The 17,585-nt window shown below is 41.4% G+C and carries 17 protein-coding genes and 1 riboswitch; of the genes, 7 read left to right on the forward strand and 10 right to left on the reverse strand.

What is annotated here, in order from left to right; translation table 11 throughout:
* Nucleotides 1–73: 73 nt before the first annotated feature.
* Nucleotides 74–1,480, reverse strand: a complete 1,407-nt coding sequence (gene glnA / locus PHAL_RS0114115) for a glutamate--ammonia ligase (protein WP_016709071.1) — start codon at nt 1,478–1,480, stop codon at nt 74–76.
* A 519-nt stretch (nt 1,481–1,999) separates the two neighbouring features.
* On the opposite strand from glnA, the gene typA reads away from it, so the two are divergent.
* Nucleotides 2,000–3,820: a translational GTPase TypA gene (gene typA / locus PHAL_RS0114120; protein WP_016709072.1), complete on the forward strand. Its 1,821-nt coding sequence runs from the start codon at nt 2,000–2,002 to the stop codon at nt 3,818–3,820.
* Nucleotides 3,821–4,051: 231 nt separating this feature from the next.
* Nucleotides 4,052–4,369 (forward strand): hypothetical protein, encoded by a 318-nt coding sequence (locus PHAL_RS0114130; protein ID WP_016709074.1) that lies wholly within the window; start codon nt 4,052–4,054, stop codon nt 4,367–4,369.
* A gap of 150 nt (nt 4,370–4,519) precedes the next feature.
* On the opposite strand, the gene PHAL_RS0114135 is transcribed toward PHAL_RS0114130, so the two are convergent.
* A complete protein-coding gene (locus PHAL_RS0114135) occupies nt 4,520–5,248 on the reverse strand; it encodes a CBM9 family sugar-binding protein (protein WP_016709075.1) in 729 nt (242 codons plus the stop codon).
* Between the two features lie 195 nt (nt 5,249–5,443).
* On the opposite strand from PHAL_RS0114135, the gene PHAL_RS0114140 reads away from it, so the two are divergent.
* On the forward strand, nt 5,444–5,719 hold the full coding sequence (locus PHAL_RS0114140) for a hypothetical protein (protein WP_016709076.1): 276 nt from the start codon (nt 5,444–5,446) through the stop codon (nt 5,717–5,719).
* Here the strand turns inward: PHAL_RS0114140 and PHAL_RS0114145 are convergent.
* Together PHAL_RS0114145 and PHAL_RS0114150 are read right to left on the reverse strand one after the other, a co-directional pair.
* Nucleotides 5,714–6,805, reverse strand: coding sequence for an MBL fold metallo-hydrolase (locus PHAL_RS0114145; RefSeq protein WP_016709077.1), 1,092 nt, complete (start codon nt 6,803–6,805; stop codon nt 5,714–5,716). The genes PHAL_RS0114140 and PHAL_RS0114145 overlap by 6 nt on opposite strands.
* Before the next feature lie 145 nt (nt 6,806–6,950).
* Nucleotides 6,951–7,607 (reverse strand): DUF2959 domain-containing protein, encoded by a 657-nt coding sequence (locus PHAL_RS0114150; protein ID WP_016709078.1) that lies wholly within the window; start codon nt 7,605–7,607, stop codon nt 6,951–6,953.
* 88 nt (nt 7,608–7,695) lie between these two features.
* Between PHAL_RS0114150 and PHAL_RS0114155 the strand changes: the two genes are divergently transcribed.
* Genes PHAL_RS0114155 through dtd form a run of 3 tightly spaced genes read left to right on the forward strand, consistent with a single transcriptional unit; the run spans nt 7,696 to nt 9,999 of the window.
* Complete coding sequence (locus tag PHAL_RS0114155) at nt 7,696–8,589, forward strand: virulence factor BrkB family protein (protein ID WP_016709079.1); 894 nt, start codon at nt 7,696–7,698, stop codon at nt 8,587–8,589.
* 31 nt (nt 8,590–8,620) lie between these two features.
* On the forward strand, nt 8,621–9,574 hold the full coding sequence (locus PHAL_RS0114160; RefSeq protein ID WP_016709080.1) for an alpha/beta fold hydrolase: 954 nt from the start codon (nt 8,621–8,623) through the stop codon (nt 9,572–9,574).
* The gene (gene dtd, locus PHAL_RS0114165; RefSeq protein WP_016709081.1) at nt 9,562–9,999 is read left to right on the forward strand and encodes a D-aminoacyl-tRNA deacylase; all 438 of its coding nucleotides are present in this window, start codon (nt 9,562–9,564) and stop codon (nt 9,997–9,999) included. The genes PHAL_RS0114160 and dtd overlap by 13 nt, the downstream gene beginning before the upstream one ends.
* Before the next feature lie 21 nt (nt 10,000–10,020).
* On the opposite strand, the gene PHAL_RS0114170 is transcribed toward dtd, so the two are convergent.
* The gene (locus tag PHAL_RS0114170) at nt 10,021–10,710 is read right to left on the reverse strand and encodes a spermidine synthase (RefSeq protein WP_029216172.1); all 690 of its coding nucleotides are present in this window, start codon (nt 10,708–10,710) and stop codon (nt 10,021–10,023) included.
* 218 nt (nt 10,711–10,928) lie between these two features.
* Here PHAL_RS0114170 and PHAL_RS0114175 point away from each other — a divergent pair, with 218 nt between their 5' ends.
* Nucleotides 10,929–11,822 carry a bifunctional GNAT family N-acetyltransferase/hotdog fold thioesterase gene (locus tag PHAL_RS0114175; RefSeq protein WP_016709082.1) on the forward strand — a complete coding sequence of 298 codons (894 nt, stop codon included), beginning with the start codon at nt 10,929–10,931 and terminating at the stop codon, nt 11,820–11,822.
* A 50-nt stretch (nt 11,823–11,872) separates the two neighbouring features.
* Here the strand turns inward: PHAL_RS0114175 and PHAL_RS0114180 are convergent, their stop codons facing one another.
* The 5 genes from PHAL_RS0114180 to dapA form a co-directional block, all read right to left on the reverse strand.
* Nucleotides 11,873–12,913: a phospholipase A gene (locus PHAL_RS0114180; RefSeq protein ID WP_016709083.1), complete on the reverse strand. Its 1,041-nt coding sequence runs from the start codon at nt 12,911–12,913 to the stop codon at nt 11,873–11,875.
* Between the two features lie 292 nt (nt 12,914–13,205).
* Nucleotides 13,206–14,327, reverse strand: coding sequence for a succinylglutamate desuccinylase/aspartoacylase family protein (locus tag PHAL_RS0114185; protein ID WP_016709084.1), 1,122 nt, complete (start codon nt 14,325–14,327; stop codon nt 13,206–13,208).
* 5 nt (nt 14,328–14,332) lie between these two features.
* Nucleotides 14,333–15,538 (reverse strand): PLP-dependent decarboxylase, encoded by a 1,206-nt coding sequence (locus PHAL_RS0114190; RefSeq protein ID WP_016709085.1) that lies wholly within the window; start codon nt 15,536–15,538, stop codon nt 14,333–14,335.
* Nucleotides 15,538–16,278, reverse strand: coding sequence for a 2,3,4,5-tetrahydropyridine-2,6-dicarboxylate N-succinyltransferase (locus tag PHAL_RS0114195; RefSeq protein WP_016709086.1), 741 nt, complete (start codon nt 16,276–16,278; stop codon nt 15,538–15,540). The genes PHAL_RS0114190 and PHAL_RS0114195 overlap by 1 nt, the downstream gene beginning before the upstream one ends.
* A gap of 15 nt (nt 16,279–16,293) precedes the next feature.
* Nucleotides 16,294–17,178: a 4-hydroxy-tetrahydrodipicolinate synthase gene (gene dapA, locus PHAL_RS0114200; protein WP_016709087.1), complete on the reverse strand. Its 885-nt coding sequence runs from the start codon at nt 17,176–17,178 to the stop codon at nt 16,294–16,296.
* A gap of 133 nt (nt 17,179–17,311) precedes the next feature.
* Nucleotides 17,312–17,506: riboswitch (Lysine riboswitch) on the reverse strand.
* Nucleotides 17,507–17,585: the final 79 nt, after the last annotated feature.

Below are 17,585 nucleotides of genomic sequence, written 5' to 3' on the forward strand. Positions count from 1 at the left end.
AAAAAAGCCCGTTGAACGGGCTTTTCGAGAACACATTAATTACCTACAACGAGGTAACTTTAACTACAGGTGATTAACAGCTGTAGTACATTTCGAACTCAACTGGATGAGTTGTCATGTTAAGCTTTTCAACTTCTTTAGATTTAAGTGCAATGTAAGCATCAATTAAATCGTTAGTGAATACACCACCTTGATTTAAGAACTCACGGTCTGCATCTAGTGCAGCTAGGGCTTCACCTAATGAAGATGCAACTGTTGGAATCTCTGCTGCTTCTTCTGCCGGTAAGTCGTATAAATCTTTATCCATTGCATCGCCAGGGTGGATCTTGTTTTTGATACCGTCAAGGCCAGCCATAAGCATTGCAGAGAATGCAAGGTATGGGTTAGCTGTTGGATCAGGGAAGCGTACTTCGATACGACGACCTTTTGCAGACGGAACCACTGGGATACGGATAGAAGCTGAACGGTTACGTGCAGAATATGCAAGCATAACTGGCGCTTCAAAGCCCGGTACTAAACGCTTATAAGAGTTAGTTGACGCATTTGCGAAAGCGTTGATTGCTTTAGCGTGCTTGATGATACCACCAATGTAGTAAAGCGCTTCTTCAGAAAGACCGCCGTACTTGTCACCTGCGAATAAGTTAACACCGTCTTTAGCTAAAGACTGGTGACAGTGCATACCTGAACCGTTATCACCAACAACAGGCTTAGGCATGAAGGTTGCAGTTTTACCATATAAGTGAGCCATGTTATGAATAACATATTTCATTTCTTGGATTTCATCTGCCTTTAATACCATAGTATTGAAGCGAGTAGCGATTTCGTTTTGACCTGCAGTTGCCACTTCGTGGTGGTGTGCTTCAACAACTTGACCTAGCTCTTCAAGAACTAAACACGTAGCTGAACGCCAATCTTGGAAATCATCAACTGGAGCAACTGGGAAATAACCGCCTTTAACACCTGGACGATGGCCAGTGTTACCGCCTTCATATTCTTTATCTGAGTTCCAAGCAGCTTGCTTAGAATCAATTTTATACATAGAACCTGACATGTCAGTTTTGTATTTAATGTCATCAAATACGAAAAACTCTGGCTCAGGGCCAAATAAAACGGTGTCAGCGATACCTGTAGAACGCATATATTCTTCAGCGCGCTTAGCAACTGAACGTGGGTCACGCTCATAACCTTGTAGTGTGCTAGGCTCAACCACGTCACAACGTAAGATTAAAGTAGCTTCTTCTGTAAAAGGGTCTAACTTAGCTGATTCAGCAACTGGTAGAAGTACCATGTCTGATTCGTTAATGCCTTTCCAACCAGCAATTGAAGAACCATCGAACATTTTGCCGTCTTCAAAGAAGTCTTCATCTACTTGATGATGAGGAATAGAAACATGTTGTTCTTTACCTTTTGTGTCAGTAAAGCGTAAATCAACGAACTTAACGTCATTTTCTTTAATAAAATCTAAAACCGATTGTGACATGTGTCCTCCAACTGTTGGGTTTTATTATTGCTGCATAATTGCTTTTGCTTCTAGTAAGCGGCTTCCATGCCACATTTGTAATTCATTGTTTTTAATGGTTAAAAAATAACAGCGGTTGCTTCACTTATATGTTTTTGCACCAACATGGACATGTTTTGAGTTATTTTGGTGCATTGCTAATGTGGAACGCTATTCACTATTGATTAGTACATTTAATAGGCACTGCTATTTAGTTAACTTATCCATCAAATACTGCCAAATTATGACAACAATAGCTAGGAATGAGCTAAATAGTGCTAAATTAAAAAATTAAGTTAATGAAAATGTCATATATAAAACAGATACTTATTAGAACTATAAAGAAAGTTGTGAAATATATATTGGATAAACTTTCATCCATCTCATTAATAAGGGATAATATGCGCCCTTTTAAATCCTATGCTGGGACATCTCGTGAAAACGCAGGTGAGTGCGTAGATCTTGCAGGATCAATGAGAATTAATTTCTCTGAGTAAAAATATGAGCATCGAAAAGTTAAGAAATATAGCGATTATCGCGCACGTTGACCATGGTAAAACAACACTGGTTGACAAACTACTTGAGCAATCAGGTACATTAGAAACACGCGGCGGTAACGAAGAGCGTGTGATGGACTCAAACGACATTGAGAAAGAACGTGGTATTACCATTTTGGCGAAAAACACCGCTATCTCATGGAATGACTACCATATCAATATCGTAGATACCCCTGGACACGCCGACTTCGGTGGTGAAGTTGAACGCGTACTTTCGATGGCTGACTCAGTATTATTACTTGTTGATGCTCAAGAAGGTCCAATGCCACAAACGCGTTTCGTAACGCAAAAGGCATTCGCGCAAGGCTTAAAGCCAATTGTCGTGATCAACAAAATTGATAAGCCAGGTGCACGTCCTGATTGGGTTATGGATCAAATCTTTGATTTATTCGACAATCTAGGTGCAACCGATGAACAACTAGACTTTAAAGTAATCTATGCGTCAGCTATCAACGGTTGGGCAACACTAGATTTAGACGAGCCATCAGACAACATGGAACCTATGTTCAAGATGATCGTTGATGAAGTATCACCACCGGATGCAGATCCTGAAGGTGCTTTCCAAATGCAGATCTCTCAACTTGATTACAACTCTTATGTTGGTGTAATCGGTGTTGGTCGTATCAAACGTGGTTCTGTATCTCCTAACCAACAAGTGACTATTATTAGTGCTGATGGCACTAAGCGTAATGGTAAAATTGGTTCAGTACAAAGTTACTTAGGTTTAGAGCGTGTTGAAACAGACAAGGCTTATGCTGGTAATATCGTTACAGTAACGGGTATTGGCGAGCTTAAGATTTCTGATACTGTTTGTTGTCCTAACAACGTTGAAGCATTACCACCATTAAGTGTTGATGAGCCGACAGTAACAATGACGTTCTCTGTTAATAACTCTCCTTTCTGTGGTAAAGAAGGTAAGTTTGTAACATCACGTAATATTCGTGAGCGTTTAGACAAAGAATTAGTTCACAACGTAGCACTTCGTGTTCAAGATACTGATAACCCAGATAGCTTCCGCGTATCGGGTCGTGGTGAATTACACTTAGGTATCTTAATCGAGAACATGCGTCGTGAAGGTTACGAGTTAGCAGTATCTCGTCCAGAAGTAATCTTACGTACTGTTGATGGTGTGTTAGAAGAACCGTATGAAACACTAACAATTGACTGTCAAGAAGAGCACCAAGGTTCTATCATGGAGCAAATTGGTCTTCGTAAAGGTGAGCTTACTGATATGGCACCAGATGGTAAAGGCCGTATGCGTATGGACTTTATGATCCCAAGTCGTGGTTTAATCGGTTTCCAAACTGAATTCATGACCTTAACGTCAGGTTCTGGTTTACTTTACCACACGTTCGATCACTACGGTCCGCACAAAGGTGGCGAGCTAGGTGTTCGTAAGAACGGCGTAATGATTGCAAACGCAACAGGTAAAGCTCTTACTAACGCATTGTTTAACTTACAAGAGCGCGGCCGTTTATTCATCGGTCACGGTGTTGAAGTTTACGAAGGTATGGTTATCGGTATTCATAGCCGTGATAACGACCTTACAGTTAATGCGCTTAAAGGTAAGCAACTAACAAACGTTCGTGCATCTGGAACTGATGAAGCACAAACATTAACACCAGCACTTAACTATACACTTGAGCAAGCGCTTGAGTTTATTGCTGATGACGAGTTAGTAGAAGTAACACCGCTAAATATCCGTATTCGTAAGCGTCACTTAACTGAAAGTGAGCGTAAACGTGCGGGTCGTGCAGCAAAATAAAGCGTAATCTTTTTAGATAAACGCATTGAAAAGCCGCGGTATTGCAAAATACAGCGGCTTTTTTGTGGGTGAAAACAAAAGAGCTGTAAGCTATAAGCGGTCAGCGGTCAGCGGTCAGATTAGAACCGGTGCAATGGGTTCGATACTGTTAGACAGTTTTTTTAATGGTGGACCCATAAATGGTATTTAGTTATTGTAAAAGCTATATTTAATACGAGTGAGTGAGCTAGTGTGAATACTGAAAATGAAGTTAAGGCAAAACTAGAGATAGAACATATTGCCGAGCTGCAAAAGTATAAAGATGAATTTGAAAAACTAGGCAAAAATGATTGGGGCTTGAAAGATCTTATATCAATTTTTTTACCATTTGTTTTGTTGTCAATCGCTAATAGCTTCTATGATATTGAAACTGAATTATTTCAAATTATATGTTTTATTTTTATGGTTTCTGCCATGGTGCAGGGCATGATTAGGGATCAAACTAAGAAAACAAATCGCAGGATTGATTTGCTTGTTAAAATTATTAAGTATGACCAAAAAGGCGGCTAAAATTAGCTCTGAATCAGGGCGTAGTGTTTCTTTATCTAAGCATAAACGTGTTTGAGAATTAAATAATCGATAATGCAAAGCCCCTGCTTTAGTTAAAAGGGTATTTTTTCGTTGGGCTTCGCTGCGCTCAACCCAACCTTGTCTCTTTCTTCACTTTTTCGGTAGTAAGGTGATTTTGCCAAATACGTCTGCGTCGATAAAGCCACGGTTTCTATCGCCATTAACTGGCTGTACTTCGTGTGAGCCCATAAAGTGTTCGCGAGTTTCACTGCCGTCGTTATCGCAGTAGGCTAGCATAAAGCCGATTACTTGTTTTGCCGTTAATTTAAGTGGGGTGTTTTTAGCACCTTCTTGATAATCATTTGGGTAGAGCTTAATGGCCACTTCCCAAGTAATGTTATAAGGCGCGGTGGTGTTGCGTTGCCAGCGGCTAACTAAATGATCTGTATATAAATGGGGTTTTTTATCAGGCCCAAAATCGGCTGCTTGGTTATCAAGGCCAATGTGATAGGCAAACGCAGTATGATTAAATTGATGGTTACCACCCGATGCGTCGCTATCGATGAATACTTCGAGAGCATCATCGTCCCAGTATTTATCGGTGGGATCTGGGTGTGTATCAATGAGTACATCATCAACAATATCGGCTTGTAAATAGAGGGTGTTTTCATCCCACAGTAGGCGATAGCGGCCTTTAAAATCGCTATCGGAGTCAGGCTGTGTACCATCCATTAAATGTGGCATGTCGTGCCAAGTAGCTTTATCCCATGCATTTTCTGCGACACCATCAATAGTTATGGGGGTTGTTGTATGTTCTACATCAATTGCTATGGCGGCATTACTCATTAATAGGCTTAAAGTTAACGCGACTATTTTCATGGTATTCTCAAATTTTTACTTTGTTTATTGCTTAATAGTGACTGAAACAAAAATTGAAAACAACAGACATCATTTTCCAATATTAAATTGCCGAGAAAATAGCTCGTCGCTGAATACAATTTTTTACATTGCTTAGCGTAATTAACAGGTAAAGTGATAGCACGATCAGAGTTCATGCATATTAAAGGAATAATTTTGGCTAAAGTATTTTTATTGATTATGGTTGTTTTGTTATCTGGTTGCACTTCATCGCAAGTAATGAGCTCGGGGTGTGATTTTGTTGCTGGCAGTGTGCAAAGTCAGCAAAGGCAAGTACAGAATCACTCGCTTGATAGTTCAGATACAAACCAAGCAGCGAATATAATTAATGGCGTTTTTAGTATGATACTTGGGCCAATAAGCCGCTCACTCGGCGATGATGAGTGCAAAGCCGAGGAGCCATCGTCGGAATACCCAAGTATCCCTTTATAACGCGATACTTTCCCCTTCATTTAGAATATAAAGTGGTATCTGCGAGTCCATTTCAGTGTACATATGCAACAAGCGTAGCAGTGCCGAGTGGCTGCTGTGATCGCCCATCTTCCAACTTGAATTGCCATAGCCCCAAGGTATCATAACGTTGCAGTTAAGCTCTTGTGCACCCATTAGGGCGTCTTCTGGCGTAGTGTGTACATAGCGATACCATTTACCGTTTTCTTCATGATAATAAGACGCTATCGGCATTAAGCAAATATCAATGTCGCCATATTTTTGTTGAATATCGCTAAAGTGCTGTGAGTAGCCAGTGTCGCCAGCAAAGAATAATGTTTTACCATTTTGCTCAAGCAACCAGCCGTTCCATAAGTCTTTGTCGTGATCTTCGTAAATAAATGGCACTAACACTCGGCTACTAAAATGATGTGCAGGCAGGGCATGAATCGTTAAATTGTCAATGTTAGTTTTTGCATACCAAGCCATTTCACTAATGTTAAACCCACCAGTTGGAAAGTTATCAGCCATGCCAAGTGGCGTTAAATAGCGTGGCTGATTGCCAATTTCCTCAATGTCGGCTTTATTGAAATGATCGTAGTGAATATGAGAATACATGACGGCGTCCAGATTTTTAAGTTCACTGTCAGTAAGCCAGTCGCCAGGTTTGCGATAGAACCCAGAGGCAAGACGAAAGGCTAAGTCGACTGGGGAGTCAAATTGCTCTTTTACAGGATCAAATACGACTTGTTGACCATTGGGGGTTTTGATCATAAATCCGGCATGGCCGAGCCAGCGAACAGTGAAACCAGTATTAAGCTGTGGGTTTTCTTGTTGGCCTTGATATTGACAGTTTTCAGTTTCTGTTTCACAGATTAAGCTGGCATTTTTTGGGTAGCAATCATTCTCACAACTAACTGGGTAAGTTTTTTCGCCAGGGTAGAGGTTGTGATAGCGACCCGCTCGTTCACCATCTTGGTGCAGTGGCACAATAGTATCTGTACCGGCAATGATTTGTACATTATTCGCTGCGCTGCACGCGGTTAAGAGAGTTGAAGTGAAGATTAAAGAAAGAGTAGGTATTTTCATTATTAACTGTTTTTATTATTTGAATTAATAAAAGTGTACCAAAAATAGCGGATTAAAAAACACTTAAAAAGTAACAAAAAATAACAATAAAAAGCCTGCAAAATACAGGCTTAATGTATTCTTTGCTCGCCAACTCTGAGTTGGTTTACCCTGCTTTATTCATTTGCTCAATAAATTTATTTGAATCAGCAATCGACTTGTTCATGTCATCCATTAACACTTTGATATCGCGTTTAAGGTTAGTGAATTCACCTTGAATGGCCGATACAGCTTGTGCGTTAAGGTTATGCTTTAAATATAAGACATTGTCATGCAGTGATGACAGTACCGGTTCCATTTTACTTTCGGCATTACGCATTGAGCGTAACAGTTTGTCAAAATCACGTTTGGTTGCAGTGAGTTTTTTACTGCTTTCACGTTTAAGTGAGGCGTTGGTGTATTGCTCTAATTCGTCACCCCATTCTTCAAACAACGCTTCTGCGACATCTTCAACTTTGTTGATGTTGTTTGTCACGTCGCTCGCAGCTGCAAGGCTCGATTCGTAGTCATCGTTGAGTTGCTCATAAGCTGCTTGTAAATCACCACCATCAAAGTTTATTAGTGTAGTTAAGCGCTCTAAAGCAGATTGAAACTCTTCTTGTGATTCTTCTTGAGATTCTTTAGTTGCTTCAACACGGTCGACTAAAATATCGCGTTTGTGTACACCAACCGATTCCATGGCTGAGTAATATGCAGATTGGCAACCCGTTAAGGCAAGAGTTAAAGCGATAATTGGTGCGCCTAGCAAAGTAAGTTTTTTCATGGAGATCCCTTTTTAAATCCGTTATAGCTGTAAATTATGTGGTTGATTGCTATGATAATCAAAACAATTTTAGCAGAAAGTTAAATTTATGAATGATAAAGTCGCGCATTATAAGCAACAAGCCATGTCATTTTTACGCCAGCAGCCTGGTTGGTGGATGCAGTATGTGAATCGTTGTATCGATGATCAAATAACTGTAAATGCGGGTTATTTAGCCTATGTGACGTTACTTTCGTTAGTGCCTTTAATCGCTGTAGGTGTGGCAATTTTCTCGGCTTTTCCGGGCTTTGAGGATACCCGAATAGCGATTGAAAACTTTTTGTTTGCTAATTTTATACCTACCTCATCAGATGTAATAAAAGAGCATATTACCTCTTTTGCTGGTAATGCGAATCAAATGACTGCTGTAGGTATTGGTTTTTTAGCTGCTGTTGCTCTGTTGCTTATCCGTAATGTTGATGCAACGTTAAACCGTATTTGGCGTATTAAAGCCAAGCGCCCGATGATGATTTCTTTCGCTGTTTACTGGATGGTATTGAGCTTGGGGCCGTTGTTATTGGGAGCCAGTATTGGTGTTACCTCGTATATCGTGTCTTTAGTGTCGTTTGCAGATCAAGGGATCCCTGGTTTTAGTGGCTTTTTACTAAAGCTTTTGCCGTATTTAATTTCCATGGCGGGCTTTATTTTGCTCTATACTCTAGTACCAAATACTCGGGTTTCATTTCGAGCTGCAATACCTGGAGCATTATTTGCGGCGTTATTATTTGAATTAACTAAGAAAGGCTTTGCGCTTTATATTAGTCATTTTCCATCGTATGAGGTGATTTACGGCGCAGTAGCAACGATCCCTATTTTGTTTGTATGGATTTATTTATCGTGGGTGGTTGTGTTGTTAGGGGCTGAATTTACGGTTTGTATTAGCCCTAAAGATATTGCCGATACCCCTGAGATTATTCTTGATGAAGAGGGCGATGCTAATTAACTAACTGCATCGCTCATAGGAGAGCAGCATTATGCAGTTATATCCGTCAATTACTCCATACCATGATTTTCATTTAAGCGTTGGTGATGGCCATCAGCTTCATATACAAGAATACGGTGAGCCTTGTGGCTTGCCGGTAGTAATTTGTCATGGCGGCCCTGGAGCGGGCTTACATGCGGATGATTGCCGTTTTTTTGATCCTACGCGTTATCGTATAATTTTGTATAGCCAACGTGGCTGCGGGCAATCTACTCCTCATTTAATTAATGCAAACACTACCGCAGAGCTTGTGGCAGATCTTGATTACTTACGTACTTATCTTGGGCTTGAAAAATGGGTGCTTAGCGGTGGCTCTTGGGGGGCAACCTTATGTTTACTGTATGCAATTGAACATACACAGCATGTGCAGGGGCTTATTTTACGGGGTACATTTTTAGCTACTGCAGCCGATTTTGACTGGTTATATAGCCGTGCTGGCGGGGCTGCACACTTTTACCCTGAGTTGTATGCACGCTTTTCTCAAAATCTACCAGATGTGACGAGTATTCTTGCGTTTTATCAACAGCAATTAAATGATGATAATCAAATAAATGCTAATCACTTTGCTAAGTTATGGTGCCAGTGGGAAAGTGTACTGAGCCATGGAAAACAGCACCACCAATGGGGGTTGAGTTCACCGCAATTGGGCCTCAATATGGCGCGCTTGATGGTTCATTACTTTGCTGCACGGTGTTTTATTACTGATAACTTCATTAGCGAGCATTATAAAAAAATTAGTAAGGTTCCTGTTTGGTTTATACATGGCCGCCATGATTTAGTATGTCGATTTAATGCGGTGCAGCAATTAGCAGAGCAACTCAATGCACAGTTACTGATATTAGATGGTGTTGGGCATGGTGTTGATAATAATGTATATTTAGCGGCTGTACGGCGCGCAGCTGATCTAATGTGTATTAAATTATCGAGGCATAAATGCAAGGACTAATTCAGCGGGTTAAACACGCAAAAGTTGAAGTGGAAGGCCAAGTTATTGGTCAAATTGGGCAGGGGATCTTGCTATTATTGGGAGTTGAAAAACACGATGACAATAGCACTGCTGATAAGCTGCTACATAAGGTAAGTAACTACCGTATTTTTAGCGATGAAAGCGACAAAATGAACTTAAGCCTAAAAGATATTCAAGGTGAATTATTAGTGGTATCGCAATTTACCTTAGCAGCAGATACTAAAAAAGGTATGCGGCCAAGTTTTTCTTCTGCAGCAACCCCTACTCAAGCAAATGAGCTTTATGAGTATTTTGTTAGCCAAGCAAAAGCGGCTGGGGTGGTTGTTGCAACGGGGCAGTTTGCTGCGGATATGCAGGTGAGTTTATGCAATGATGGGCCTGTGACATTTAATTTAGCCGTGTAACGTACTCTGTTTAAATAAACGTTATTTTTTGATCATTACTATATGGTTTGCGTAACCTGGGATTTTCTCAATACTCGGAATTTTACCAAACGTGGTGATCAGTAAGTGTTCTAATTGTTTCAGTTGTGAATCATGTTGTGATAAAAAATTAATAAACAGGTAGCCGTTTTTAGCTAAGACACTACGTAATTTTTCATAAAAGCGATGTTTGTATAAAAACAGTGGCGCATCGAGTTGGCTAAACAAGTCAAGGATGATCCAACCATACTCTTGCCCTTGCTCAAGCACCGCTTCCGCATCAAAACAGCGCAAGTTTAAGGCATGGTCACCGCCAAAGAAACGTTTATAACAGTGAATGATATTGGGGTTTTTTTCTACCGACATCAGTTGGCAGTCAGGGTAAGTGTGTTGTAAGTAATTACGAATAGCCCCCCCGCCAAGTCCGAGTTCAAGCACTGATTTTGGTGCTGTAAGAGGTTGCCATAGTTGTGCTAAAAACTGTAGATGAGGGAACAGCAAGTGGCTCGGTCGGCTTTTTTCAACCACGGATTGTAAGGTTTCGTTGATCAATAGCCAACGTAATTGCTTATGTTGACGCACTTGAATGCAATCGGCGCCATATTTGTGCCAATAGAGTAGTTGTCCGAGACGGTGACAATCTTCGATAAAGCTGTGCTTTACTGCCCCGTTGTCTTCAAAAAAATGTTCCATAGTTACATCAGCATAGCTGAGTCAATTTAAAGCGCCAGTCTGCATATCACTTTTTGTGATATACAGGTATTTTACTTTGCTCACCAAAGTCGTATTCCAAGTTTTTATCAGATGGAGTATGGTAGGTCGCAATAACAAATTACCGTATTCTGTTGATATTATTTTTAGCAGTAAGCGACAGCGTTTTATAGTACGGTATTAGCACAACAGGAGTGATTATGTTTCAGGTGACAACACCACAAAGTAGCGAAGATTGGCAAGCTTATTATCAATTACGTTGGCAAGTACTACGTGCGCCATGGAATGAGCCGCGTGGCTCGGAGCAGGACGATTTAGAGCAAGATGCTGAGCACCGCTTTATTAAAAATAAAGAAGGTGTTGTACTAGGTGTTGCACGACTGCATTTTAATAATCAACAACAAGCCCAAGTACGTTATATGGCAGTTGCTGAAGGGAATCGTAACCAGCATATTGGTAGTCGTCTACTACATGAGCTTGAGAAAATAGCTTGGACCCAAGATGCCGATGAACTCGTTTTATTTGCTCGCGAGCGCGCGCTGGAGTTTTATAAGCGCCATGGTTATGAGCTTAAAGAAAAAGCGCATCTAGCTTATAACGATGTTCAACATTGGAAGATGGTGAAACAAAAACCGTCTGAGCCAGGTTGGTTCCGCCATCCTAATTGGACTCAAGTGCTACAGAATACGTGGCGCGAATCGATTCCAATTAGTGATGCGATGGGTATTAAAGTTGAAAGCTACACCGATTGGCAATTTACCACCAGTGCTGATCTTAATGCGAATTTAAACTTGCATAACACCATGTTTGCAGGCTCTATTTATAGTTTAGCGACGCTAACTGGCTGGGGGGCAACATACTTAGCACTTAAAGAAGCAGGCCTTGAAGGCAATATCGTATTGGCTGATGCAAATATTAAGTATTTAAAACCGCTGAATAATGAACCGCGTGGCAGTGTTGATTTAAGCGGCTGTAAAGGTAAATTAGCCGAGTTAGAGTCGGAAGGTAAGGCAAGCTATTTAGTGCCAGTAGAAATCTTTGATGGCAATGTGTTAGTCGCTGAATTTGAAGGTACGTTTAAAGTTATTAAGTGATAAAACAAGGCCAAGCATTAGCTTGGCCTTGTTTTTACAGTAACTTATTTTTAAAGTAAATCAGTTAATAATATACCCACACCAATACGTTCAATATCAGCGTTATAATCAATTAAACTTTCACCGTAACCATTAAAGTATTGTGCATAGCCGCGTAATCGGCCCCATAAAGGAAATGACCAATCTAATTGAATTGCGCCGCGGTTATCCGAATTTAAGTTATTGCGTGTCATAAAGCTAAACTCATGGTCTTCGTAGCGGTATGCGCCAGAAAATTCAAAGTAACCCATATATTTATAGATATCTGGATTATCGTCACCTTTAGCCTGCAGTGGATTTTCTTTTTCATCTTCAGGAATGCGATACCAAGGCTTAAAGCTAAAAACAAATCCTTCATTCTCCCAAATAAAATCGGCATAAATACGATTCCATGAGCGAGAGTTAGGTTGGCTACGACCATTAGATTGGTGCACTAAACCGATTGCAATGGCCATTTCATCGCCCCACAGTACATTTTCCGAGTCTAGGTAGTTAACCCAAAAAATCTCAGGTTCGTAATTGGTTTCACGAAACGGCGATGAAATATCATCATTGTAAAATTGCCAAAATGATTGCAGGGTAAAGCCAAAATAAACAGCTTGGTCTTTATCTGCAAAGTCATTGTACAAAGGGACTTTAATCGACAATTGATACTTTATTTCTAAGTTATCGAGTGGCTCGCCATCGCTGTCCTCAGATAGTTCATTTAAGCTACTAAATGGCCTAGTATTAGGATTAGAAACATACGACAGCGGTAAAATGTAATTGCGTTTATGTGGGGTGATCACATTGCGATTTTTTTGGCTGACTTCTTCACGCGCTTTGCGTTTATCCAGTGCTGTTACTTGCTTACTTTCCTCTAATGATGAGCATTTTTCGCGTAATTGCGCTAGTGTCATTTCGTCAGAGCCGCCAATTGCCTCGTTTAAAATACATTGTTTTACCAGCTCAAGCTCATCATCTTGTTCGTTGGTTTTTGTTGCTGGTTCTGATTGCGCAAATGCGGTGCTTGATAATAGTGCAGTGAATAAGATCCCATAGTGCCAAGTCATTATTATTCCTTTGATAAAATCAAATAGAGAGTCGCTATTGTGTATTTCGAATAAATTAAAGTTAACTAATTTCAGTGTCATAGAAATATTGAAAATTGCGATTTTTACAATTTATCCACTATTGACTGTAACTGAATATCAGTGAATTGCTACTGAACTTACGTGATTGTGGCGCTTTTCGATCATAAATACAAAGAAAAAGCGGCCGAAGCCGCCTGTTCAATGCACGTTTTCCAATTGGATAATCGTGCTCTCACGCAATGAGAAGGGTTGAGCTTTCAATAGAAGTAACTTAAAGCTCAAATACGTTGGTAAAAAACTTATATAGCTCAGTGCCTTGATTTACGCTTGCTGAAGCAAAGTGCAAAATTGCGATGGCATCGCAATCAAGTGTTAGTGTTTGCAAAGGTTGTTCACTTAAATAGCGCTCCATGCGTAGCACTTTAGCAATCGGCTCACCGGCTTTAATATACCCGCCTAGTGGCGCTATATACTCAACCATGCCGCCCATAGGCGCATAGTAAGCAAGGTAATCATTTAAATTACAGCCGTAGCGCTTCATCATTTTTGGTTGATACGGTGCATCGACGAATGCTTGTTTATAATTTAGATAACTTAAAATGCTATTTGCGTCATCGAGAGCGGCACTCAAATCAATTTTTTCTTGGCTGCCAAGCTCAACGGTAAACGCTTCAACCTGCACATTAAACTTACGGCCTTGCTTTGCTAATTCTTCAGTTAACTGCCACCACGGGCAAAAACTGGCTTCATCCATTGCACCATCAAAGTCGTTTGGAATAAACAATACGTGGGGAATATTAAAATAGCGGGCACTGTCTTTGGCGTAATCTGGGCAATACAAGTGCTGACTTGAGATTGGGCCGGTGTGTAAATCCAGAACGATATCAGCCTGATGAGCTAATTTTTGCAAATTCAGGGCAATACGTTTACCAGTGGTTAAACGGTAAGCTGGGCCCGTTAATAGCTGATCTATTTCATCGATAAGTGCTGCTTTAAAGGCGCTTTTTAAAGTCTGATCATCGGCATCCGCGTATTGCTCGGCAAACTCAGTTGCAAGCTTGCTAGTGCAGTGATACATGCGATTCCAATTAGTGCCGGTAATTGGATCAAAGCGACCAAGGGTAAATTCCCCTGATTTTTGATTACAACCAATGGGGTTGGCATACGGGACTAAGGTAATATCGCCTTTAAGTTTAAGGTGTTTAAGTTGTTCGAGTAACTGGTAAATAACCGCATTACCTTGCACTTCTGCACCATGCATATTGGCTTGCACATACACATTTGGTCCGCTGCCATCGCCTTTTAAGCGATAGACTGGAATAGTGAGTGGCAGGCCGTTTGCAACTTCACCAACTACGATGTTTTCTTGGCTGATAGCTGTTGTAATACTCATATCAATTACCTTAAGTAGTAGCTGGCATCTTCTGCTTGACGAATACAGTGAAGCTCACCGTTTTGTAAAACGTACTCGGCGGCAAGTTCATGGCATAAAAAGTACGGCATGCTTTCGGTAAAGCCGTACGCACCACATTGACTAAACACCAGCCAGTCGTGCTCGTTTAAATCATTGGGTAATTGGTGTTCACCCAAACAATCAAGTGCTGTGCACAGTGGGCCATACAAACTCATCGCTTGCGTTGCAGCGCTTGATTCACGTAATAAACGTGCGGGGAAATCTTGGCTTGTGACCGCAGGGCGCAATAAGTGGTTTATTCCGCCACTTAAAATCACTTGCTGTTGATCATAATTAAGCTTGCTTTCAACCACTGGGGTTGCGTAATGACCACATTCACCAACAGCATAGCGGCCTAGCTCCATCCATAATTGTTCAACACCTGCATCACGCTTAATTTTTGCAAGCGCTGCTATTAATGCATCCCAGCTTAGAGTAGGGGCATCTAATGTATAAGGAATGCCTAAACCACCACCTAAATCGAGTACTTTTAAATTGATATTTAAATCAGCTGCGAGTTGTTGTAATGGCGCGACCATTTGTGACCAAAGCTCGGCGAGTTTGTCACTGCTAAGCATATTACCCCATTGGAAAATATGCAGGCCGTCAAAGTTTAGTGCAGGGTAGTCATGAATGTTGAGTGCTTGCCATTCATCACAACCTAAGCCAAATGGCGTTAGGCTATCGCCGCCCAGTGGGTTTTTTTCGCCCTCAGGCCAGCGTAATTGTACGCGTAGTAAAACCTGAAGCTGGCATTGTTGAGCAAGCGCCTGCTCATTTAGCCAGCGGACTTGATTGAGACTTTCGGCCACAAAAATACGTACGCCACGCTCAATAAAGTGCTTAATTTGTTTTGGGCTCTTTGCAGGCCCAGTGTTGAGCACGCGCTCGCTGTTAATACCTTGTGCTAGTACTTGCTCAAGTTCGCCTTTGCTTGCCACATCAAAATTAAAACCTGCGCTATCTAAGCTCTGTATCACTTTAGATAACGGGTTGGCTTTTACGGCATACCAAAGTTTTACTTCAGTTTGTGCCACTAAACGCGCTAAGTGCGTGTTTAGGGTATCAAGATCGTAAACAAAAAATGGTGTATCAAGCTGAGTTGATAACGCATCAATGGCGGTTTTAACTGGCGTGCTCAAAAAGGTCATTAACGTAAAACCTCTTCAAGAAGTAATGACGCATCACTTTGTTCATCACGGTATTTTACGATTAATGCGCATGACATGCTCAAGCCTTGTTCGCGCGCCCAGGCGTTAGATGCAGGACGAGAGCCAGGAATAACAATCGCGTATTCTGGAATTGGCTCGCCTTTATCTAGTTGACGCTCGTTAACACAATCATAAACAGGAATAGTCGCTGATAAACGCACGCCCGGCGCAAGTACAGCGCCTTTTTTAACGACTACACCTTCAACAATCACACAGCCTGCACCGATGAATGCATCGTCTTCTACCACAACTGGGCTTGCACCAATTGGCTCAAGTACGCCGCCTAATTGTACCGCTGCACTTAAATGCACATTTTTACCTACTTGCGCGCACGAACCTACTAAGGCGTGGCTATCAACCATAGTGCCTTCGTCAATAAATGCACCAATATTCACGTACGCTGGTGGCATAATGATCGTACCTTTAGCTACGTGCGCACCACGGCGTACACTTGAGCCACCAGGTACCATACGAACGCCTGCATCTGCTGCGAAACCTTGTGGCGCTAAATTGTGTTTATCAACAAATCCACCTGGGAATTCAGTATTAGTGCCGTTTTTAAACGCTTCTAAAATGCCTTGTTTAACGTCAACATTTGCATGCCATTGGCCGCTTTCGTCTTGTGTTGCTGCGCGTACTGCGCCCGATTCTAAATTATTTAATAGTTCTAACCAGCTCATTATAAAAACCTGTGTTTAATGCCAAGATAAAATGGTGTTGTTTGCATGACTGATGCAATCAGTTTGCGTTAACTCAAGATGCGTTAAAGGCGGACGTAAATACGGGCTACGAATACGCCCTTGTAAATGCATCAATACTTTAACGGGAATAGGGTTTGCCACGGCAAACAAGCTTTGAATCGCTTGAGACCAGTCGGCAAATAAATTGGGGTGTTGACCGCTAAGGCTACGTCTCACAAATTCATGGGTTTGCTCAGGCCATGCATTGGCAGCAACTGACACTAAGCCTTTCGCGCCTGCTTGTGCAAAGTAAGGCATTAGCGCGTCATCACCACTAAAGATTGCTAAATCAGGGGCTACTTTTCTAAAGCCTTCAAATTTGGCTATGTCGCCACTGGCTTCTTTCAGTGCCCATAAATTTTTATGATCTTTTAAATTACTGATGACCTCAGGAGGGATCGCAACGGCGCTACGCCCTGGCACGTTATAAAGCATACAAGGGTGCTTACTGGCATTGAGCAGGCTTTCAAACCAATGAGTTTGACCAACTACACCTGGTTTTGCATACACAGGAGAGCCAAGTAAATAGCCGTGAATAGGAAGTTGATTGCAGTATTCAACCCACGCAATTTGTTGCTTTAGGTTCATACCGCCAACGGCAACCATCAGTGGCACGGTTGGTGCTAATTGGCATACGTGCTCAACAATCGCTTGCTGCTCTTTTAATGTTAAGGCAAGACCTTCTCCGGTGCTGCCAAGTAATAATATACCATTGTTAGCTGCTTGTTGTTGTGCAACTAACTGGTTAAGTACGCCATAGTCGACGTCGCCTGCATCTGTAAAAGGGGTGACAAGCGCGGTCCATAATGGGTAGTTGTTTAAATTAAAGTTGTTGATCATCTCTCACGAACTTATAAATTATTCGAAGAGTTAAGGAAGCTTTTATGATTGGAGCCGCATTAACGTCGTTCGAACTAATAATTCGAAGAGCGAATGGGCTTAATACAATAGGGCGCAATGGCCTTATTATGCTAAGACCAGAAGCTCTCCACCAAACAAATTAACAGCGTTGCTGTTATTGGTGACAGTCGCTGGGATTCAACCCAGTCGCCCGAAATAACCCTTCACAAAAAGTGTTACTTCTCGGCGTTAATTCCCCTCACGTATGATCATTGGAGTTTTGTGCTCCTCACATACGCTACCTGAATAACGCACCTCTTCTAGCCCACAGCGCAAGTTTTAAGAAAAACTCACACCTTAAATAGGGGTAATGACGGAGATTAAAGCATTTTAGCCGTCTAGGTGTC

Origin of the sequence: Pseudoalteromonas haloplanktis ATCC 14393, from assembly GCF_000238355.1 — a bacterium.
GTDB classification, from domain to species: domain Bacteria; phylum Pseudomonadota; class Gammaproteobacteria; order Enterobacterales; family Alteromonadaceae; genus Pseudoalteromonas; species Pseudoalteromonas haloplanktis.